Source organism: Pseudomonas sp. NPDC088414 (assembly GCF_044753325.1).
GTDB lineage: Bacteria > Pseudomonadota > Gammaproteobacteria > Pseudomonadales > Pseudomonadaceae > Aquipseudomonas.
The window spans coordinates 122,570-141,714 of the sequence record NZ_JBIVMY010000005.1 but is presented as its reverse complement, the minus strand read 5'-3'; the positions used below and the strand labels follow the sequence as shown (position 1 = coordinate 141,714).

General features: G+C 59.7%; 19 protein-coding genes. 16 read left to right on the top strand and 3 right to left on the bottom strand.

Annotation, left to right across the window (positions count from 1 at the left end):
* Positions 1–20 precede the first annotated feature (20 nt).
* Positions 21–941, bottom strand: coding sequence for a LysR family transcriptional regulator (locus ACIP8I_RS08270; RefSeq protein ID WP_367082431.1), 921 nt, complete (start codon positions 939–941; stop codon positions 21–23).
* A gap of 181 nt (positions 942–1,122) precedes the next feature.
* Here ACIP8I_RS08270 and ACIP8I_RS08265 point away from each other — a divergent pair, with 181 nt between their 5' ends.
* Entirely contained in the window at positions 1,123–2,043 is a 921-nt protein-coding gene (locus ACIP8I_RS08265) for a TauD/TfdA dioxygenase family protein (protein WP_400760126.1), read from the top strand.
* A gap of 107 nt (positions 2,044–2,150) precedes the next feature.
* Here ACIP8I_RS08265 and ACIP8I_RS08260 read toward each other — a convergent pair whose 3' ends face one another.
* Together ACIP8I_RS08260 and ACIP8I_RS08255 are read right to left on the bottom strand one after the other, a co-directional pair.
* Complete coding sequence (locus ACIP8I_RS08260; protein ID WP_400760124.1) at positions 2,151–3,767, bottom strand: alkaline phosphatase family protein; 1,617 nt, start codon at positions 3,765–3,767, stop codon at positions 2,151–2,153.
* Positions 3,768–3,979: 212 nt separating this feature from the next.
* Positions 3,980–4,924 carry a LysR family transcriptional regulator gene (locus ACIP8I_RS08255; protein ID WP_400760122.1) on the bottom strand — a complete coding sequence of 315 codons (945 nt, stop codon included), beginning with the start codon at positions 4,922–4,924 and terminating at the stop codon, positions 3,980–3,982.
* A gap of 165 nt (positions 4,925–5,089) precedes the next feature.
* On the opposite strand from ACIP8I_RS08255, the gene ACIP8I_RS08250 reads away from it, so the two are divergent.
* From ACIP8I_RS08250 to ACIP8I_RS08180, 15 genes are all read left to right on the top strand, one after another.
* Entirely contained in the window at positions 5,090–7,450 is a 2,361-nt protein-coding gene (locus tag ACIP8I_RS08250; protein ID WP_400760119.1) for a TonB-dependent receptor, read from the top strand.
* 23 nt (positions 7,451–7,473) lie between these two features.
* Positions 7,474–8,817, top strand: coding sequence for an aryl-sulfate sulfotransferase (locus ACIP8I_RS08245; RefSeq protein ID WP_400760118.1), 1,344 nt, complete (start codon positions 7,474–7,476; stop codon positions 8,815–8,817).
* A 189-nt stretch (positions 8,818–9,006) separates the two neighbouring features.
* Positions 9,007–9,333, top strand: coding sequence for a hypothetical protein (locus tag ACIP8I_RS08240; protein ID WP_400760116.1), 327 nt, complete (start codon positions 9,007–9,009; stop codon positions 9,331–9,333).
* 164 nt (positions 9,334–9,497) lie between these two features.
* A complete protein-coding gene (locus ACIP8I_RS08235; protein WP_007963450.1) occupies positions 9,498–9,821 on the top strand; it encodes a hypothetical protein in 324 nt (107 codons plus the stop codon).
* A 53-nt stretch (positions 9,822–9,874) separates the two neighbouring features.
* A complete protein-coding gene (locus tag ACIP8I_RS08230) occupies positions 9,875–10,210 on the top strand; it encodes a hypothetical protein (RefSeq protein ID WP_400760114.1) in 336 nt (111 codons plus the stop codon).
* A gap of 274 nt (positions 10,211–10,484) precedes the next feature.
* Entirely contained in the window at positions 10,485–11,300 is an 816-nt protein-coding gene (locus ACIP8I_RS08225) for an energy transducer TonB (RefSeq protein ID WP_400760110.1), read from the top strand.
* Between the two features lie 44 nt (positions 11,301–11,344).
* Positions 11,345–12,070, top strand: coding sequence for a MotA/TolQ/ExbB proton channel family protein (locus tag ACIP8I_RS08220; protein WP_007963447.1), 726 nt, complete (start codon positions 11,345–11,347; stop codon positions 12,068–12,070).
* 1 nt (position 12,071) lies between these two features.
* Complete coding sequence (locus ACIP8I_RS08215) at positions 12,072–12,473, top strand: biopolymer transporter ExbD (protein WP_003220570.1); 402 nt, start codon at positions 12,072–12,074, stop codon at positions 12,471–12,473.
* Between the two features lie 280 nt (positions 12,474–12,753).
* Positions 12,754–13,335, top strand: coding sequence for an alpha/beta hydrolase (locus ACIP8I_RS08210; RefSeq protein WP_329699052.1), 582 nt, complete (start codon positions 12,754–12,756; stop codon positions 13,333–13,335).
* Between the two features lie 56 nt (positions 13,336–13,391).
* Positions 13,392–14,312, top strand: coding sequence for a sigma 54-interacting transcriptional regulator (locus ACIP8I_RS08205; RefSeq protein ID WP_400760106.1), 921 nt, complete (start codon positions 13,392–13,394; stop codon positions 14,310–14,312).
* A 261-nt stretch (positions 14,313–14,573) separates the two neighbouring features.
* Positions 14,574–15,371 carry a MetQ/NlpA family ABC transporter substrate-binding protein gene (locus ACIP8I_RS08200; protein WP_400760104.1) on the top strand — a complete coding sequence of 266 codons (798 nt, stop codon included), beginning with the start codon at positions 14,574–14,576 and terminating at the stop codon, positions 15,369–15,371.
* Positions 15,372–16,025: 654 nt separating this feature from the next.
* A complete protein-coding gene (locus ACIP8I_RS08195; protein WP_367082451.1) occupies positions 16,026–16,691 on the top strand; it encodes an amino acid ABC transporter permease in 666 nt (221 codons plus the stop codon).
* A complete protein-coding gene (locus tag ACIP8I_RS08190; RefSeq protein ID WP_400760102.1) occupies positions 16,672–17,331 on the top strand; it encodes an amino acid ABC transporter permease in 660 nt (219 codons plus the stop codon). Before ACIP8I_RS08195 ends, ACIP8I_RS08190 begins: the two co-directional genes overlap by 20 nt.
* Positions 17,328–18,110, top strand: a complete 783-nt coding sequence (locus ACIP8I_RS08185) for an amino acid ABC transporter ATP-binding protein (protein WP_400760100.1) — start codon at positions 17,328–17,330, stop codon at positions 18,108–18,110. Before ACIP8I_RS08190 ends, ACIP8I_RS08185 begins: the two co-directional genes overlap by 4 nt.
* Positions 18,107–18,988: a transporter substrate-binding domain-containing protein gene (locus ACIP8I_RS08180; protein ID WP_007964751.1), complete on the top strand. Its 882-nt coding sequence runs from the start codon at positions 18,107–18,109 to the stop codon at positions 18,986–18,988. Before ACIP8I_RS08185 ends, ACIP8I_RS08180 begins: the two co-directional genes overlap by 4 nt.
* Positions 18,989–19,145 lie beyond the last annotated feature (157 nt).

Sequence of the window (19,145 nt, the reverse complement as noted above, 5' to 3'; positions counted from 1 at the left end):
AGGCTGCGATCCTTTGATCTTCAAACCGCGACGCTGATCGCCTGCTTATCCACCGCCACTAACGTCTCGATCATCGCTCTGGCTGCCGGCGACAAGCGGAATCCTGTGCGACTGACAATCCCGCAGCGCGCATTCATGCTCTCCAGATTCTGCGGCAGGTTGCGCCAGTGCAGCAGCGCCAGCGAACCCTGGGCAATGTCCTCGACGAATGCCTCCTCCGTGCCCACGCCAATCGCATTGGATTGCAGCACCACCTTCACCAGCGCCGGGAAATGCTCGGTCTCGATGGTCGGCGAAAAATCGATCCGGCCGCTGAGGTTCGCCAGCAGTTTGCGGATCCCCGGCGGGATCAGCGTGGTCGCCAGCGGATAGTCGAACATGTCGTTGGTCGACAGGCTTTCCTTGGCCAGCAACGGATGCCCGGGGCGGCAGAAAAACACCCCGCGCTTGGGTGTCAGGGCCTGGGTCTGGAAGTTCGGATCGGCCTCGAAATGGCGGATGTCGGCGATGAAGAATTCGATCTCTTCGCGGCTCAGTGCGCGGCTGAGTTTTTCCCAGTTATCCACCTGAAAACAGGTGCGCACTTTCGGGTGCGCGTTGATGAATTGCGCCACCGCATCCGGCACCAGTTTCACCGCCGGGGCCGGGCCGCAGCCGAAGTGCAGTTCACCGGCATCGAGCTTGGTCATCTGCGTCACTTCCGCGCTGAGCAACGCTGCGCCCTGCACCAGGGTCAGCGCGTGTTGCAGCACCACCTGGCCTTCGGGCGTGGGGCGCAGATCCTTGTTGCCGCGATCCACCAGCACGCAGCCGAACTCCTGCTCCAGCCCTTGAATGCTGCGGCTGAATGCCGGTTGGGTGATGCCCATGGCGTCCGCCGCACGGACAAAACTGCGGTGTTCGTTGAGGGCGATGAAGTAGCGCAACTGGCGAAGATCCATATGCTTTTCCGGCATCCTAAAAATAGCTCGAAGGCATTTGCGACGAGGGTTGCTTGAGGTTTTAAATGCAAGCTCTTATTCCGTCAACGAAGCATGTGAATATCTATTAGATGTAAATGGAATATAGATAGAGCGATGCTTCGCTGCCGTCCAACCGCAAGCAGTCGATGAGGGTCTACCCATGAGCAATGCCGCACTCGCTGTAAAACCCGCTGTCCACGCGCTGGAAATCCATCCGGTGGCCGGCCGTATCGGCGCCGAGATTCGTGGCGTGCACCTGTCCGGAGAACTGGACGCCGCCACGGTCGAAGCCATTCAGCAGGCGCTGATTCAGTACAAGGTGGTGTTCTTCCGCGAGCAGACCCAGCTCGACGATCAGCGCCAGGAAGCCTTCGCCCATCTGCTCGGCGAACCTGTGGCGCATCCCACCGTGCCGGTGCGCGAGGGCACGCGTTATCTGCTGGAACTGGACGGTGCCGAGGGCCAGCGCGCCAACTCCTGGCACACCGACGTGACCTTCGTCGACGCCTACCCGAAAGCCTCGATCCTGCGCTCGGTGGTGGCCCCGGCCTTTGGTGGCGACACCCTGTGGGCCAACACCGCAACCGCGTACAACGAACTGCCAACGGAGCTGCGTGAGCTGGCGGACAAACTGGTCGCCGTGCACAGCAACGAGTACGACTACGCTGGGGCCAAGCCGGACGTCTCGGCAGAGAAGCTTGAACGCTATCGCAAGATCTTCACTTCGACTGTTTACGAGACCGAGCACCCGGTGGTCCGCGTGCACCCGATCAGCGGCGAGAAGAGCTTGTTGCTGGGGCACTTCGTCAAACGTATCAAGGGTTATTCGCAAGCCGATTCGGCGCACTTGTTCGGCCTGTTGCAGAGCCATGTGATCCGTCAGGAAAACATCGTGCGCTGGCGCTGGAAGGCGGGCGATGTGGCGATCTGGGATAACCGTTCGACCCAGCATTATGCGATTGATGATTACGGCACTCAGGATCGCATCGTGCGGCGGGTGACGCTCAAGGGTGAAGTGCCGGTTGGGACTTCGGGGCAGCGTAGTCAGACCATTAAAGGCGCGGATATCGTCGGCGTTTGATAAGGCCCCATCGCTGGCAAGCCAGCTCCCACAGAGATTTGTGTCGGACACAAAGGATGTGAACAACGCAAAACCTGTGGGAGCTGGCTTGCCAGCGATGCTTTTAACTACCACACACCGATTTGCACGACCTTCTCGGTCTCCGGCTCGCCATAGCGAAAACGCTGCCCACGCACATCAATCTCCTGATGACTGATCGTGGTCCGCCGCTTCAATCCGCGCACCCATTCAAACAGATACCCCGCATGCTCCTCGCGCACCGCCGCGTACGCCGGATCCTCACCCAGATCGCGCAATTCCTGCGGATCATTCAACAGGTCAAACAGTTGCGGCCGGAAACCGTCGTACGCCAGGTATTTCCAGCGCTCGCTGCGCACCATGGTCATGCGGCAACGGTCGATCGGCTGACCGAGTCGCTCACGCGCAGGCGCCTGGAAGGCGTAGTCGTATTCGCTGATGGCGTAGCGGCGCCAATCGGGATTTTCGCCGTGCAGCAGCGGGATCAGCGAGCGTCCTTCCAGCCGATGCTCGGCCTTCGGCAAGCCCAGTGCCTGGAGAAACGTCGGCAACGCATCAATGGTTTCCGCCAGCCGCTCATCCACCGTACCCCGGGTGATGTCCGCCGCGGCGCGCGGGTCGCGCACGATCAATGGCACGCCAACCGCTTGCTCCAGCAAAAACTCCTTTTCGCCCAGCCAGTGATCGCCAAGAAAGTCGCCATGATCGCTGGTGAACACGATCAGCGTGTCATCCCAGCGACCGTTGCTCTGCAGAAAATCGAACAGCCGCCCGAGTTGATCATCCACCTGCTTGATCAGGCCCATGTAGGTGGGGATTACATTCAATCGTACTGAATCACGGGAGAAGTTGAGGCTTTCCTCATGTTGACGAAACGCCGTGTATACGGGGTGTTTGCTGGCTTCGGAGGGCGTCGCGCGGACCGCTTCGAGAATCGATTTCGTACTGTACAAAGCGTGGTATGGCGCCGGTACGATATAGGGCCAGTGCGGTTTGATGTAGGAGAGGTGTAAACACCAGGATTTCTCACCTTGCTCGGTGATGAAGTCGATGGCTCGATTTGTAGTGTAGACAGTCTCTGAGAACTGCTCGGGAATTCGCGCTGGCAAATGCGCATGACGCATCTGCCAGCCGCTGAGGATTTCGCCGTTTTCGCCTTCGGCAGCGTTGGCCCAGTCGTGCCAGGGGTTGCGACCGTCGAAGCCCTGCTTGCGCAGGTAATGGGTGTAGGGCGCGGTTTCGCGCTTGTCGTCGAACAGCGGGTCGTCGGGGAAAATTCCGTCGTGGCGAAAGTACGGTTCGAAACCGACCTCGTTGAGCACTTCGGCCTGCGCGCTGTCCGGGTTGATCGCCAGGCGCTGCAAGGCATCGACGTTGGCGGTGGCGTGGGTCTTGCCGACCAGCGCAGTGCGGATGCCGTGGGGGCGCAGGTAGTCGCCGATCGTCAGTTCCTCCAGCGGCAACGGCACGGCGTTCCACGCCACTTGATGGCTGCTGACGTAGCGCCCGGTGTAGGCCGACATCCGCGACGGCCCGCAAATCGTGCCCTGGGTGTAGGCACGGCTGAAGCGCACGCCGGCGGCGGCCAGGCGATCGATGTTCGGCGTGTGCAGATGCGGATGGCCATAGCAGGACAGGTAATCGCGGCGCAGCTGATCGCACATGATGTACAGCACATTGCGCACGGGGTTTTGCGGGTTGGACATGGGGTTCACCGGTCAGAAAGACAGGTGGGGTTGTCGCTTTCGGCGGGGGTGTTCGGCAAGTGCATTTGGGGAATGGGTTTTATGCAGGGATTGCATCGGTGCCTTTGGCGACGCCTTCGCTGGCAAGCCAGCTCCCACAGGATTTGCGCCGGGCACAAATGATGTGAACACCCGGACTTTGTGGGAGCTGGCTTGCCAGCGATAGCGGCAGCTCAGACAGCTAAATTTTCGAGTGAACAAACCTCCTCACCCACCGCATCAATCGCCTTGATCTGCTCAATCATCGCCTCGGCCAGCGGCGACAACCGATACCCCGCCCGACTGACAATCCCGTAGCGGGTGTACAGCTCTTCCAGATCATCGGCCAACCCTTCGATCCGCAAACATACCAGCTCACCCTTGGCCTGATGCAGCGCATCGGAATACGCGCCAACGATGCCGATCGCATCCGAACGCAGCACCACACTGAGCAGGCTTGAGCTGTTTTCGCACTCGACATTGGGGGTGAAATCCGGGCGACCGCTGAGGTCGACGATGACCTTGCGCAGGTTCGGCGGGCGAATGCTCACCGCCAGTGGATAACTCATCAGTTGCTCGGCGGTGACCCGCTCAAATGTCGCCAGCGGATGCCCGGCACGGCAACAGAAATGCCATTTGCGCGGACGCAATCGATGGGTCAGGTAATCCGGATCGGCCTCGAAGTGCCGGGTGTCGGCGACGAAGAATTCGAACTCCTCACTGAGCAGGCGTTTGCTCAGGCTCTGCCAGTCATCGACCTGAAATTGCACCCGCGCTTTCGGGTAACGGCCGATGAACGCGCCGATCGCCCGGGGGATCAATCCGGCCGCCGGCGCGGGGCCGCAACCGAAGCGCAGTTCGCCGGCCTCCAGGCCATTGAACTGACTGATCTCGTTGGCCATCTGCTGCGCGCCGCTGACCAGTCGCCGGGCATGTTCGAGCAGCACCTGGCCTTGCTTGGTCGGTGGCAGTTCCTTGCGCCCGCGATCGATCAACTGGCAGCCGACGCTGTGTTCCAGCGCCTGAATGCTGCGGCTGAACGCCGACTGCGACAGGTTCACCGCCTGCGCGCCGGCGACGAAGCTGCGTTGTTCGGCGAGGGCGATGAAGTGTCGAAGTTGGCGCAAGTCGATATGCATTTTTCACATAAAAAATATCCGGGAAATGCATTGGATATGCATTAGGTCGACTCCTTATAAAGGCAATCTCTTATGCAGTAAATATTTGTAAATCCATAAATAAATAACTGAAAAGAATATGCAGCACTGAAGATGTCTGTGTATTTTTTGACCAGGAGCCGCGCCATGAGTCCGTTGAACCTTGCGTCACCCTTAACGCCACGACGGCTCAAACGCCTGCCTCTGGCCCTGTTGCTGGCGGGGAGTGCCAGCTGGTCTCACAGCTACGCCGCCGACGCCGAAACCGCGCCGCCAGCTCCCGCCGGTAAACCCGCGGCCAACAGCTCGCAGCTGGAAACCGTGACCGTTACCACCCGCCGGCGCGAAGAAAGTTCGCAAGACGTGCCGACGCCGATGAGCGTGGTCAGCGGTCAGAATCTGGAGACGCAGCGGGTCTACCGGATTCAGGATTTGCAGCAACTGGTGCCGAGCGTCAACGTCGCCTACATGCATGCGCGTCAGTCCAGCGTGTCGATTCGCGGCCTGGGCAACAACCCGGCCAGTGATGGCCTGGAAGGCAGTGTCGGTCTGTACATCGACAACGTGTACCTGGGCCGTCCGGGGATGGCGGTTTTCGACCTGATGGACATCGAACAGCTCGAAGTCCTGCGCGGGCCGCAGGGCACGTTGTTCGGCAAAAACACCACCGCCGGGGTGATCAACATCAGCACCCGCGCGCCGACATTCACCCCTGAGCGCAGCATCGAAACCTCGTTCGGCGAGGATGGTTATTTCCAGACCAAGGGCACGATTTCCGGGCCGCTCAACGATCAACTGGCCGGACGCTTTTCGGCCTATCGCACCCGCAGCGACGGCGACATCAAGAACGAATACAACGGCCATGACCTGAACGGTGGCTCGCGCGATGGCTTCCGTGCGCAGTTGCTGTTCAAGCCCAACGAAGACTTCAACCTGCGCTGGATCGGCGACTACAACGAAGAGGATTCCAGCGCCGGCACCCGCGTGCTGTACAACACCGGGCCGACCATCAATGGCATCAACCTCTACCAATCGCGGGCCAATGCGGCCGGCGCGACGCTGGTCAACGGCTCGCACCGCAAGGTCAATCTGGACAACGATCAGCACGTTACCGTGCATCAGGGCGGCACGTCGGTGGAGGCCAACTGGACGCTGCCGAGCGATTTCACCCTGACCTCGATCAGCTCCTATCGCTTCTGGAATTTCACCCCGGCCAACGACGACGGTCTCAACGTTGCGGCGACCTACAACGCCGGGGTCTCAGTGGAAGACAAACAGTACTCGCAGGAATTTCGTCTGGCCTCGCCCAAGGGCGAGTTCTTCGATTACGTGGTGGGCGCGTACTATTTCGGCTCGGATCTGGACAACAAATCCTTCGCCTATTACGGCCCGCAGGCCGACATCTGGAACGGCACACCACGGGGTGCGCTGGCCAACGTCGGCAGCGTCGGCAACGGCCACATCAAGACCGACAGCTTCGCCCTGTTCGCCCAAGGCACCTGGCACCTTACCGAACGCCTGGATTTCACCGCCGGCGTGCGCGGCACCTATGAAGAGAAGAATGCCTGGGTCACCCGCGATGCGCCGGTCGGTGGCGCCACTGTCACCGGCGCAGCGGCCACGGCACGACGCGGACGCACTGGCGCCTACGACTCCGGCGATCTCAATCAGTACAGCTCCAGCCCGTCCGGATTGCTCAATCTCAGCTATCGCATCACCGATGATCTGCTCGGCTATGCCACGCTGTCCCACGGGGAAAAATCCGGTGGGGTGAACCTCGCGGTGGGGTCTGCTCCAACCGCTGGCGCTGACTCGCTGCTGATTGGCACCGAACGTGCGAACAACGCCGAACTCGGTTTCAAAAGCACCCTGTGGGATCGGCGTCTGCAGCTCAACGCCAACGTTTTCTGGACTCAGGTCAATGCCTACCAGACCAACGCTTACGACGACGTCAACCGCGTGCAATACCTGACCAACGCCGGTTCGGTGCGCTCACGTGGCGTCGAATTCGAAAGCACGGTGATCCCGTTGCGCGGCCTGACCCTGAACTTCAACGGCTCGTATAACGACGTCAGCTACCTCTCGTACAAAGATGCGCCGTGCCCGCCGGAAATCAGCCAGGCACCGGGCGCGCCGGCCTCTTGCGACCTCAGCGGGCACCAGGTGGTCGGCGCGTCGAAATGGATCGGCAACGCCAACGGTGAATACAAATGGAATCTGGCCAACGGCTTCGAACCTTACGTCACCGCCAGCTACGCGTTCCGCTCGAAAGCGGTGGGCACGGTTGAGGATTCCGACTACGGGCAGATCCCGAGTTATGCGGTGGTCAACCTGTCCACCGGTCTGCGCGGCGATTTCAATCAGGGCCAGTGGGACGTTTCGCTGTGGCTGAAAAACGCCTTCGACAAGACCTACTACACGACCCTGTGGACCGGCGGCAACGGCGGTTATGAAGGCCTGCTCGGTACGCCGCGCACCCTCGGCGTTACCGGTCGCTACGACTTCTGATCTGTCATTCAAGGAGCTGCATCATGTTGCCAGGCAAAACCGCTTCAGCGCTGCTGTTGTCCAGCGTGGTACTCAGTAGCACGGCGTTCGCCGCGCCCAGCGTGTACCCCACCGGCGTTACCCGCTATGACCCGAACAAGGCCTTTAACCAGTACGTGATCTTCAGTGGCGCCGACAAGCAGACGCACCTGATCGACATGAATGGCAATGCAGTGAAGACCTGGCCGCAGGCGGGTTTCCCGTCGGCGATCATCGACCCGCAACTGGTCGGTGGTGAGCGCGGGCATGTGCTGCTGCAACTCAGTGACAAGGAACCGGGCAAGCTCGGCTCGGCCGGCAACGGTCTGGGCAACCAGAGCGTCGGCGAACTGGACTGGAACGGCAAAGTGGTCTGGCAGTGGGGTGACAAGGCGCCCGGCGGTGCGGCGCAACAGCATCATGATCAGCGCCGGTTAAGCAACGGCAACACCGTGGTGCTGGCGAACAAGGTGCACAAGGTCAAAGGCTTCAAGGTACCCGAGGTGATCGACGATGCGATCTATGAAGTCAGCCCCGACGGGCAGGTGAAATGGCAGTGGCTGGCCTCGGAACACCTGAACGAATTCGGCTTCACCCCGGAGCAACTGAAGCTGGTGCGCGCCAGCGACAACCCGGATTACCTGCACATCAACAACCTCAGCGTGGTCGGGCCGAACAAGTGGTTCGATGCCGGGGACAAACGCTTCAATCCGGACAACCTGCTGCTCGATTCCCGCAACGCCAACTTCATCGCGATCATCGACAAACACAGCGGCAAGGTGGTCTGGCGCCTCGGCCCGAACCTGCCGCTGATCAACCCGAAAACCGCGCAGAACCTGCCGCGACCGGTGGATCAATTCGTCGGCCAGCATGATGCACACATCATCCCGGCCGGTCTGCCTGGCGCCGGTAATCTGCTGGTGTTCGATAACCAGGGTTCGGCGGGGTATCCGAACGTCACCCTCGGGCTGATTTCCGGTTCGCGGGTGCTGGAAATCGACCCGGTTAAAAATGAGATCGTCTGGCAATACAGCGCGGCGAATTCGAAGCAGCCGGGGTGGGCGTTCTACAGCTCGTTCATCAGCAGCGCGCGACGTTTGCCCAACGGCAATACGCTGATCGACGAAGGCATGAACGGACGGTTTTTCCAGGTCACGGCCAGCGGTGAAAACGTCTGGGAATACGTCAGCCCGTATCTGGGCAAGGCGCCGGGCAGCGATGCAATCAGCAACTGGGTCTATCGCGCGTTGCCTGTGAGTTACGATTGGGTGCCGGCGGGTACGCCGCGTTCCGAGACCGCCGTGATTGCCCCGACATCGGCAGTGCAGCAGACCAGCGCCAGTCGTTAGTTAAAAAGGAATTAACGCTCGAATGAATAGCGATAAGTTATGTGCGAGATGAATAGTGCTTATTGCAATTTCGTTGAAAAGTTGCGTGGACAATAAGTGAATGTCCAACCATTCTGAGTGTCGTGAGTTTCCAGGAGGAAACTTGCTCTCAGCGGAAGACACTTATCCAACGATAAAGGAAATCTCGTTATGTCGAGCATTAATGGCAATTATGTAAACGCTAACGCTGGCGCCAAACTGACGATTACCGATGGCAATGACTCCAACGGCACCTTCAGCGGCAAGTTCAGCCAGAACGGCGTGAACTACGACATCGCTTACGGGCATTACCATTTCCAGAACAGCACCGGGCAGCCTACGATCATCACTTTCGCGGCTCTGAATGACGGCTCGGGCTATCAGTCCTGGACGCTGATCTCGCCGGATCACAACTATTCGAAAGTTCGTGCGGTGGGTTCGCGTACCAACTTTGATGGTGATGTTGTGGGTGTGGCTGGAGAGTTTATTAAACAGTAATTAAATGTTGCAGAAAAAGCCGCCATGCTATTCAAGCCTGGCGGCTTTTTTCTTACATGAAATAAGTCATTTTCATGTTCTTTGTGCTTCCTGTGGATGACAGCGCTTGCTGGTGTTTGATTCTAAGCTCGCGGTGGAATTAATCATTCGATCAGGACGCTTACATGCAAAACGCGCTTTATTCCAACACCCTCGATGGGCCCTCTCTGACCATTGTCGATTCCGATGACCGCACCGGGGTCTTCGGCGGCACGTTGCATCACCAAGGCATCAACTACGGCATCGTCAGTGGCCGTTACGCCAGCCTCAACGGCTACCAGCCGCCAACCGTGGTCACGCTGATTGCCAATAACCAGGATCACGGTTATTTCGCCCTGACCCTGTTCTCGCCAAGTCGCGGCACTCATGAACTGCAGGGGCACTGCGTGCGCGTTACTTATGACGGCGTGGTCAGCAGCCTGCCGGGCGACTTCGTTCGCCATGCATGAGGCGCAGCCAGCGCCGGATTTTTCTCTCAAAACATCAAGCAAGGATGCTGCACATGTCCACGATCAACGGCGTTTATCGTCATGAACCTTCAGATACAACCTTGACCCTCGTCGAGGGCGATGACCGCACCGGCAGTTTCACCGGCACGTTGTCCGAGTCCGGCACCGATTATCCGATCGCATTTGGCAATTTTCACTTCAGGCATGGTTTTTCAACAGGCCCGGTCGCCATCTCTTTCAATACGCTGACGGCCGATGGCACGGCGCAAGCCTGGGTGATTTTCTCACCCGATCAGGCTTACACACGCTTGCGGGCACTGGGCAGCGCTGCCGATCTGAGCGGCGATGTCGCGCTGACAGGCCTTGAATTCATTCGACAAAAACCCTGAAAAAGCCCGGATTGAAGGCTTTTCGCATGCCTTCGCCGAATATTTTTCATGCTTGAAAAGCATTGTAAATTTTGACCTCGGCGCCAGCCCTTGCAGGGCGTGGCTTCGGAGCGATCAGCAAAAATTTATATTCATAAAAATTCTAAACACATCGATAAAAGTTACTTTCGGAGATAAGCCATTACTCCAATGATTCACCCAACGACCGGTCGCCCGGGGGATGTTTGCGGCGACCCGTCGGGTACTTCGCAAAGAGACCGCAGGGAGTGAATCAATGGGCAATGTCCAGACCGCCGCCAGTGCACAGGAGGTGCTGTGGCGCCAGGCACCGAGTGGCGAATTGGTCGATCTCGGCCGGCCCCATCGTGTGCCGCTGGGGCAGCTGCGGTTGCAGCGTGCGCCCAAGGGCATTCTGAGCCGCCGTGAAACCATTCTGCTCGGCGTGCTGGCGCTGCTGGTGCACGGTGCGGTGATCTACTGGATCAACCAGCATCCGACGCCGGCATTGCCGATCGTGCCGCCGGAAATTCCACCGATGACCATCGAGTTTTCGCGGCCGGCGCCACCCGCGCCACCAGTGGTCGAACCGCCGTCGCCGGCACCGGTCGTTGAGCCACCGCCGCCGGTTGAAGACGAGTTGGCGGTGAAGCCGCCGCCACCCAAACCGATTCCCAAGCCCAAGCCGAAACCGGTGGCCAAACCGGTGCCGAAACCGGCACCCAAAGCCGTTGAACAACCACCTGCGCCGCCGCAACCGGCAGCCCCAGTCGCAGCGCCAGCGCCACCTGCACCACCGGCCCCGGCTCCGGTAACGCCGGCCTCGGCCAACGCCACGTATTTGAAGAATCCGGCGCCGGAATATCCATCGCTGGCCCAGCGTCGCGGCTGGGAAGGCACGGTGATGCTAAGGGTGCACGTATTGGCCAATGGCAAGCCCGGTGAAATTCAGATTCAGAAAAGCAGTGGTCGGCAGCAACTCGACGATGCGGCACTCAATGCCGTCAAGCAGTGGAGCTTCGTGCCGGCCAAGCAGGGTGATGTCGCCCAGGACGGCTGGGTCAGCGTGCCCATCGATTTCAAGATTCATTAAACCGAAACCTATTCGCGCTAAATGTTTACACGAGGGAACACATCATGACGTTACTGGCCTCTCCACTGGAATCCATCGAAAGTGCGGTGATCTGGCTGCTGGTGGTTTTTTCCGTTGCCACCTGGGGACTGGCGCTGCTCAAGGCTGTGCAGTTCGGTCGTCTGAAGGCACAGGATCGCAAGTTTCATAAACGTTTCTGGGCGGCGTCGAGTCTGGATTCCGCCGCTGAGTTGAGCGAAACCCAACCCGGCGCTGCCGCCCGGGTGGCACAGGCCGGTTACGCGGCGATTCAGGTGGGTGAGGCGCCGCAGGCCAATGACCTGAGCCAGGCGATCAACCATCAGGATCGATTGGAGCGTGCCCTGCGTCAGCAGATCGTCCGTGAACGCCGTTCGCTGGAAACCGGCCTGGCAGTGGTCGCAAGTATTGGCAGCACCTCGCCGTTCATTGGCCTGTTCGGCACGGTGTGGGGAATCATGGAAGCGCTCAAAGGCATCAGCGCGGCAGGCTCGGCGAGCCTGGAAACAGTCGCCGGTCCGATTGGCGCGGCACTGGTTGCCACCGGTGTGGGGATCGCCGTCGCGGTGCCGGCGGTGCTGGTTTACAACTACTTTCTGCGTCGTCTGAAACTGACGGCGGCGGATCTCGATGACTTCGCCCACGACTTCTACAGCCTGGCGCAGAAGAGCTCGTTCCGCGTGCTGATCCACCCGACCGCGAACAAGGTAGCGGCGCCGGGCAGCGCAACAAAAGTGAAGGAGGCGTCCTGATATGGCCTTCTCCACGCAAGACAGCGACGAGGTGCTGAGCGAGATCAACGTGACGCCGCTGGTGGACGTGATGCTGGTGCTGCTGGTGGTGTTCATCGTCACCGCGCCGCTGCTGACCAACGCGATCCCGATCAACCTGCCGAAGACCGAGGCGGTAGCACCGGTCGAGCAGAAGGATCCACTGGTGGTGAGCATCGACGGCGCCGGCAAACTGTTTATCAACAAGGATGAAATTCAGCCGGACTTGCTGGAATTCAACCTCAAGTCGGCCAAGGCCAAGGACCCGGAAGTGCGCGTGCAATTGCAGGCCGACGACGGGGTGAACTACGGCGAGGTGGCGCGGGCCATGGCTTCGATCGAGCGGGCGGGGATTACCAAGTTGTCGGTGATCACTGCGCGGTAACAGGATTTACGTTTTTCCGGGGCCGTCTCCTTGGCAGGGTGCGGCCCTTTTTTTATCCCGGTTTTAACCCACACGCGACCCCTGTAGGAGCTGCCGCAGGCTGCGATCTTTTGATTTTGATTGTAAAAACAAGAGCAAAAGATCGCAGCCTTCGGCAGCTCCTACGCAAAGCCAGACATATTTCTTTTGGGTCTTAATAAATAGCTTCTTATTCCTTAACGAATATAAATCCCGTCCCTATACTCGATCAGGAACAGACACGACGCAGGAGAGCTCCCCCATGCGCAACGAATCAATCCGCTATCTGATTGTGCCGGGCTGGCAAGGATCGCCAGAAGATCATTGGCAAACCCACTGGCAAAACAGCCTGCCCAACAGCGCCCGGGTGGAGCAGGCCGACTGGCTGACGCCGCGCCGTGAAGACTGGGTCGCGGCACTGGCCGAAGCGATTGCCGCCGACAGCACGCCGGTAATTCTGATCGCTCACAGCCTGGGTTGCGTCACCGTTGCGCATTGGGCTGCCACCGCGCCTGTGCAATACCTGCGGCAAGTGCGCGGGGCGTTGCTGGTCGCACCGGCCGACGTCGAGCGTCCGGCCTGCGCGCCGGCGCTGCGCAATTTCGCGCCGATCCCGACCGATCTGCTGCCGTTCCCCAGCCAGGTCGTGGCCTCCGACAACGACGCCGCCGTCAGCGCCCCGCGCGCGCTGGAGCTGGCGCGCAACTGGGGCGCCGAGGCGGGAATTCTTGCCGGGGCCGGGCACATCAACGTCAAGTCCGGGCATCAGCGCTGGGAGCAGGGCTTCGCTTATCTGTATCGCCTGCAAAACCGTATGGAACACCACGCCCGGCGTCGCGCTTGAACCTTTTTCTTTTTTGAACGCCCCCGTCTGCCGGCGGTTGTGGGCGGGAGTCTGCCATGAGTTTCGAAACGTTCGGTCAGCCGTTGCTGACCTTTCCCGATGCAGAAAAAAGTCCCCTGAGCATTCGCGCCAAGGCGCTGGTGTTCGTCGATCCCCGTTCCCGCCAGTTGCGCGAGGAACTGGAGCACCTGGCACCGCGTTCGATCTCGGTGTTGATCCGCGGCGAGACCGGCACCGGTAAAGAGCTGCTCGCGCGCCATATCCATCGGGCCAGTGATCGCAGCGGCCTGTTCGTCTCGGTCAATTGCGGTGCGATCAGCCCGACCTACGCCGATGCCGAGCTGTTCGGTTATGCCGCCGGCAGTTACACCGGTTCGGCCAGCAGTCGTGCCGGCTGGTTCGGTTCGGCCAATGGCGGCACTTTGTATCTCGACGAAATCGGCGATCTGCCGTTGCCGATCCAGATCAAACTGCTCGCCGCCCTGGAAAATCACGAAGTCACCCGCGTCGGCGCGCATCAGCCAAGCCCGGTGGATGTGCGGCTGGTGGCGGCGACCAGCATCGACCTGGCGCAAGCGGTGGACGCGGGGAAGTTTCACGAACGGCTCTATCACTACCTCAGCGAAGGGCAGCTGGAACTGCCGGCGCTGCGCGAGCGGATCGGCGACATCCTGTCGCTGGCCGAATATTTTCTCGGCATCTACAGCCAGCGCCTCGACCTGCCGGTGCCGTTGATCAGCGAAGCGGCGCAACACCTGCTGGAGCGCCACAGCTGGCCGGGCAACACCCGTGAGCTGGAAAACGTCATTCACTTCGCGCTGCTGGTCAGCACCGGCGACGAAATCCTCCCGGAACACCTGAACCTGCCTCCGACACTGGTGCAGATCGAAAGCCAGATTAAACACATCCTGGAAAATGGCACCGCCACCGATCAGCAGGCGCTAAAGCAGCTACTGAAAAACGCAGGCCTCCTGTAGGAGCTGCCGCAGGCTGCGATCTTTTGATCTTGCTTCCAGACACATTCAACCCGTTGAAAATCAAAAGATCGCAGCCTGCGGCAGCGCCTGCACGTCTATCTCGCGTGTATGAACAAAATGGAATATCAACGTGAATAAACGTTATTGTCCGGGAATAAAAAATCCCGGTATTGTCCGCTTCACGCCAGAGATAGCACTTCACTGGCACTCGTATTAATAGCCGTCGCCATTCGCGACCGTGATTCTCGATAAGGACACTGCATGAAAAAGGTTCTGTTGTTTACCGCATTGGCGGCTGCTCTGACTGCTTCCCTGGCCCAGGCCGGCGAGAAACTGGTGGTGGCGGCGACTCCGGTACCGCACGCGGAAATTCTTGAGCTGATCAAACCGACCCTGGCCAAAGAAGGCGTGGATCTGGAAATCAAGGTCTTCACCGACTACGTGCAGCCGAACGTGCAGGTTGGCGAGAAGCGTCTGGATGCCAACTACTTCCAGACCAAGCCTTACCTGGACAGCTTCAACGCCGGCAAATACAAGGACGACAAGGCCAAGTACCTGGTGACCGTGCAAGGCGTGCACGTTGAACCGTTCGGTGGCTACTCGAGCAAGTACAAGAAGCTGGCTGATCTGCCGGACGGCGCGACCATCGCCATTCCGAACGAAGGCAGCAACAGCGGCCGCGCACTGATCCTGCTGCAGAAGGCGGGCCTGATCGAACTGAAAGATCCGAAAAACGCCCTGGCGACCCCGAAAGACATCGCCAAGAACCCGCACAACTTCAAGTTCAAGGAACTGGAATCGGCCCTGCTGCCACGCGTTCTGAAAGAAGTTGATCTGGACATGATCAACACCAACTACGCGCTGGAAGCCAAGCTGAACCCGACCAAGGATGCGCTGGTGATCGAAGGTGCCGATTCGCCTTACGTGAACTTCCTGGTGGCCCGTGAGGACAACAAGAACAGCGACGCCATCCATAAACTGGCCAAAGCCCTGACCAGCCCGGAAGTCAAAGCGTTTATCGAGAAGAAGTACAACGGCGCGGTATTGCCGGCGTTCTGATCACGACGCGTGAACCACCCCTTCAAGGTATGAAAACGCCGATGGCCAGTGAGGGTCATCGGCGTTTTTGTGCGTGCGTTGAAAAGCCCCTCACCCTAGCCCTCTCCCAAAGGGAGAGGGGACTGATTGGGGGATGCTGTAGAAGTACACCGACGTGAAAGTTTTCTGCCGAATCCATAATCGACTCGATCTTTCAGGTCGATGTTAATCGCCAGACACTGCGGTCGGCCCCCTCTCCCTCGGGGAGAGGGCTGGGGTGAGGGTGCTGTTGATCCTGACCTCAGGTTACCTGAGCCTTCAACGCCCGGCGCAACGCCACGAGCAATTTCACGATGTCCTGCGGATCCAGTCGCTGCGGCACTTTTACGTCCATGTTGTCTTCCTTGTAATGGTTTGGCCGGGGGAGTCTGGCCAAAAGCTGTTCGTCCTTGGAGGGCTTTCACGCAAAAAAGATCCTTCCTACAGCGCAAGGGAAAATAGCCTTCTTATTCCTTCCCGGCAAACCCACAAGATAGTTTTTTGGGTGATATCAATATGCTTTAACGGTATTTAAATTCTTGTTTTTATACCTATAAAGTCAGCGCCTGCCGGACAGTTACCCGCTGTCCATGGACTGCATGACCGCCGCTTACCGAGCGACGTCCAGGATGCTTCATGACTTTCGATTACGCATTTATCCTCAGCACCTTGCCGGCCTTTCTCAAAGCCGTGGGCGTGACGTTGCAGGTCGGTTTCATCGCCATCGGCACGTCGCTGCTGGTGGCGCTGTTCAACGCAACGATTCTGGTGTTCCGCACGCCTTACCTGCAACGCGCGGTCGGCCTGTATGTCGAGTTGGCGCGCAACACGCCGCTGCTGATCCAGTTGTTCTTCGTCTACTTCGCCTTGCCGGCCATCGGCATCCAGGTCTCCGGCTTCACCGCGGCGATCATCACCATGACTTTTCTCGGCGGCGCCTACCTCACCGAAGTGCTGCGCGCCGGGGTCGATGCGGTACCGCAGGCGCAATTGGAATCGGGGCGCTCCATTGGTCTGTCCCACGGCCAGTTGCTGCGCTACGTGATCCTGCCGCAAGCGGGGATTCTCAGCCTGCCGTCGCTGTTCGCCAATTTCATTTTCCTGCTCAAGGAAACCACAGTGGTCTCGGCGGTGGCCGTGCCGGAAATCCTCTACACCACCAAGAGCTACATCGCGCTCTATTACAAAACCTACGAAATGCTCGCCGTGCTGACGCTGATCTGCGTGCTGTTGTTCTTGCCGCTGTCGTTGCTGCTCAGCCGTCTGGAAAGGAGGCTCCAGCATGGCCAGTTCGGGTCTTGAGCTGCTCTGGGTGTCGTTGCCGCAACTGGCAAAAGGCGCCGGACAAACCCTGTCGATCTCGTTCCTGAGCATCGCCATCAGCACGGTTGGCGGTGTGCTCTACGGCGTGTTGCGCACGCTCAACGTGACGTGGCTGAACGCGATCCTGCGGGTCTATCTGGAACTGTTCCGGGCGATTCCGGTGCTGGTCTGGCTGTACCTGTTGTTTTTCGGCCTGCCGATTTTCTTCGGACTGAGCCTGCCGAGCTTCTGGTGCGCGGTGCTGGTGCTGTCGCTGTGGGGCGCCAGCGAGGTGGGCGAAGTGGCGCGCGGTGCGCTGCATTCGTTGCCGCGCGGGCAGCGTGAGGCGGGGCTGTCGATCGGCCTCAACGCGGCGCAACTGTACAGCTACGTGTTGCTGCCGCAGGCGCTGAAACGCATGACGCCGCCGACCATCAACGTCTACACGCGAATCATCAAGACCAGCTCGCTGGCGGTGCTGATTGGCGTGGTCGATGTGATCAAGGTCGGCCAGCAGATCATCGAGCGCACTTACGAATCGGTGCTGATCTACGGCGTGCTGTTCCTGTTTTTCTTTTTCATCTGCTACCCGCTGTCGGCCGCCTCGCGCGTGCTGGAGCGGCGCTGGACGCAAGCATGAGCGCATTGATCGAGTTTCAGGGTTTCAACAAATTCTACGGCGAGCAGCAAGTGCTCAAGGGCATCGACCTGCAAGTGCGCAGCGGCGAAGTGATCGTCATCCTCGGCCCCAGCGGTTGCGGCAAAAGCACGCTGCTGCGTTGCCTCAACGGTCTGGAAGAAGCCCACAGCGGCAGCCTGAAGTTTGTCGGCCGCGAGCTGCTGGACAAGACCACCGACTGGCGAGAGGTGCGCCAGCAGATCGGCATGGTGTTCCAGAGTTATCACCTGTTCCCGCACATGAGCGTGCTCGACAATTTGCTGCTCGGCCCGCTCAAGGTGCAAAAACGCCAGCGCCGCGAAGCGCAGCAGCAGGCCGAAGCCTTGCTTGAGCGCGTGGGCCTGGCCGACAAGCGCGATGCATTCCCGCGCCAGCTCTCCGGCGGCCAGCAGCAACGCATCGCCATCGTCCGTTCGCTGTGCATGAACCCGCGCGTGATGCTCTTCGATGAAGTCACCGCCGCCCTCGACCCGGAGATGGTCAAGGAAGTGCTGCAAGTGATTCAGGGGCTGGCCCGCGAGGGCATGACCCTGCTGATCGTCACCCACGAAATGGCCTTCGCCCGCGCGGTGGCCGACCGCATCGTGTTCATGGACGCCGGGCGCATCCTTGAACAGAACCCGCCCGAGATTTTCTTTACGAACCCGCAAACCGCACGCGCGCAGCAGTTTCTGGAGAAGTTCTCCTTCGTTGCAACACTGCCTGAAACGAATCCGACAAAGGAACTGGAACCGCTATGAAAACTGCCAAGTCATCCCTGTTTTTACTGCCGCTGCTGGGGCTCGCGCTGCTCGCCGGCTGCAACAAATCCGAAGAACCGGCCAAGCCGAAAGTCGCCAGCGCAAGCACCGCGCCGGCCGGTTACCTGGACAAGATCAAGGCCCGCGACAAACTGATCGTCGGCGTGTTCACCGACAAGCCGCCGTTCGGTTTCGTCGATGAGGCCGGGCGCTACGTCGGCTTCGACACCGACATCGGTCGGCGCTTCGCCAAGGATCTGCTGGGCGACGAGAACAAGGTCGAGTTCGTGGCCGTGGAGCCGGCGAGCCGCATTCCGTTCCTGCAAAGCGACAAGGTCGACCTGATCCTCGCCAACATGACCGTGACTCCGGAGCGCAAGGAAGCGGTGGAATTCACCAACCCGAACCTCAAGGTCGCGGTGCAGGCGCTGGTGCCCCAGAGCAGCGCGGTGAAAAGCCTCGATGACTTGGCCAGCCGCACCACTATCGTTACCACCGGCACCACCGCCGACATCTGGCTGACCAAGAATCATCCGGACTGGAAACTGCTCAAGTTCGAGAAAAACTCCGAGTCGTTGCAAGCTTTGGCCAATGGTCGCGGCGACGCCTACGCGCAGGATAATCTGGTGCTGTTCAGCTGGGCCAAGCAGAACCCGGGCTACCGCGTGCTGGACGAAAAACTCGGCGCCGAAGCACCGATTGCCCCGGCGGTGAAGAAGGGCAACGTCGAGCTGCGTGACTGGGTGAATACCGAGCTGGCGAAGCTGGGTGAAGAGAAGTACCTGCTCAAGCTGTACGACCAATATGTGCGTAAAGAGCTGAGCGATGACACCCAGCCTGAGAGTGTGATTGTCGAGGGTGGCAAGTGGCAGGGGTGATTGCCTGACAGGTCCGCGGTGAGGCTGAAGAGCAACCCCTCACCCCAGCCCTCTCCCGGAGGGAGAGGGAGCCGACCGAGGTGTGTTGCGTCCTGCATCGACCTGAACGACCGAGTCGATTATGGATTCACGGAAGCATTTTCAGGTCGGCGTAATT

Excerpts from the sequence above, each read along its gene's own strand:
- ACIP8I_RS08270 (WP_367082431.1), bottom strand. The coding sequence starts at position 941 with ATGGATCTTCGCCAGTTGCGCTACTTCATCGCCCTCAACGAACACCGC.
- ACIP8I_RS08265 (WP_400760126.1), top strand. The coding sequence starts at position 1,123 with ATGAGCAATGCCGCACTCGCTGTAAAACCCGCTGTCCACGCGCTGGAA.
- ACIP8I_RS08260 (WP_400760124.1), bottom strand. The coding sequence starts at position 3,767 with ATGTCCAACCCGCAAAACCCCGTGCGCAATGTGCTGTACATCATGTGC.
- ACIP8I_RS08255 (WP_400760122.1), bottom strand. The coding sequence starts at position 4,924 with ATGCATATCGACTTGCGCCAACTTCGACACTTCATCGCCCTCGCCGAA.
- ACIP8I_RS08250 (WP_400760119.1), top strand. The coding sequence starts at position 5,090 with ATGAGTCCGTTGAACCTTGCGTCACCCTTAACGCCACGACGGCTCAAA.
- ACIP8I_RS08245 (WP_400760118.1), top strand. The coding sequence starts at position 7,474 with ATGTTGCCAGGCAAAACCGCTTCAGCGCTGCTGTTGTCCAGCGTGGTA.
- ACIP8I_RS08240 (WP_400760116.1), top strand. The coding sequence starts at position 9,007 with ATGTCGAGCATTAATGGCAATTATGTAAACGCTAACGCTGGCGCCAAA.
- ACIP8I_RS08235 (WP_007963450.1), top strand. The coding sequence starts at position 9,498 with ATGCAAAACGCGCTTTATTCCAACACCCTCGATGGGCCCTCTCTGACC.
- ACIP8I_RS08230 (WP_400760114.1), top strand. The coding sequence starts at position 9,875 with ATGTCCACGATCAACGGCGTTTATCGTCATGAACCTTCAGATACAACC.
- ACIP8I_RS08225 (WP_400760110.1), top strand. The coding sequence starts at position 10,485 with ATGGGCAATGTCCAGACCGCCGCCAGTGCACAGGAGGTGCTGTGGCGC.
- ACIP8I_RS08220 (WP_007963447.1), top strand. The coding sequence starts at position 11,345 with ATGACGTTACTGGCCTCTCCACTGGAATCCATCGAAAGTGCGGTGATC.
- ACIP8I_RS08215 (WP_003220570.1), top strand. The coding sequence starts at position 12,072 with ATGGCCTTCTCCACGCAAGACAGCGACGAGGTGCTGAGCGAGATCAAC.
- ACIP8I_RS08210 (WP_329699052.1), top strand. The coding sequence starts at position 12,754 with ATGCGCAACGAATCAATCCGCTATCTGATTGTGCCGGGCTGGCAAGGA.
- ACIP8I_RS08205 (WP_400760106.1), top strand. The coding sequence starts at position 13,392 with ATGAGTTTCGAAACGTTCGGTCAGCCGTTGCTGACCTTTCCCGATGCA.
- ACIP8I_RS08200 (WP_400760104.1), top strand. The coding sequence starts at position 14,574 with ATGAAAAAGGTTCTGTTGTTTACCGCATTGGCGGCTGCTCTGACTGCT.
- ACIP8I_RS08195 (WP_367082451.1), top strand. The coding sequence starts at position 16,026 with ATGACTTTCGATTACGCATTTATCCTCAGCACCTTGCCGGCCTTTCTC.
- ACIP8I_RS08190 (WP_400760102.1), top strand. The coding sequence starts at position 16,672 with ATGGCCAGTTCGGGTCTTGAGCTGCTCTGGGTGTCGTTGCCGCAACTG.
- ACIP8I_RS08185 (WP_400760100.1), top strand. The coding sequence starts at position 17,328 with ATGAGCGCATTGATCGAGTTTCAGGGTTTCAACAAATTCTACGGCGAG.
- ACIP8I_RS08180 (WP_007964751.1), top strand. The coding sequence starts at position 18,107 with ATGAAAACTGCCAAGTCATCCCTGTTTTTACTGCCGCTGCTGGGGCTC.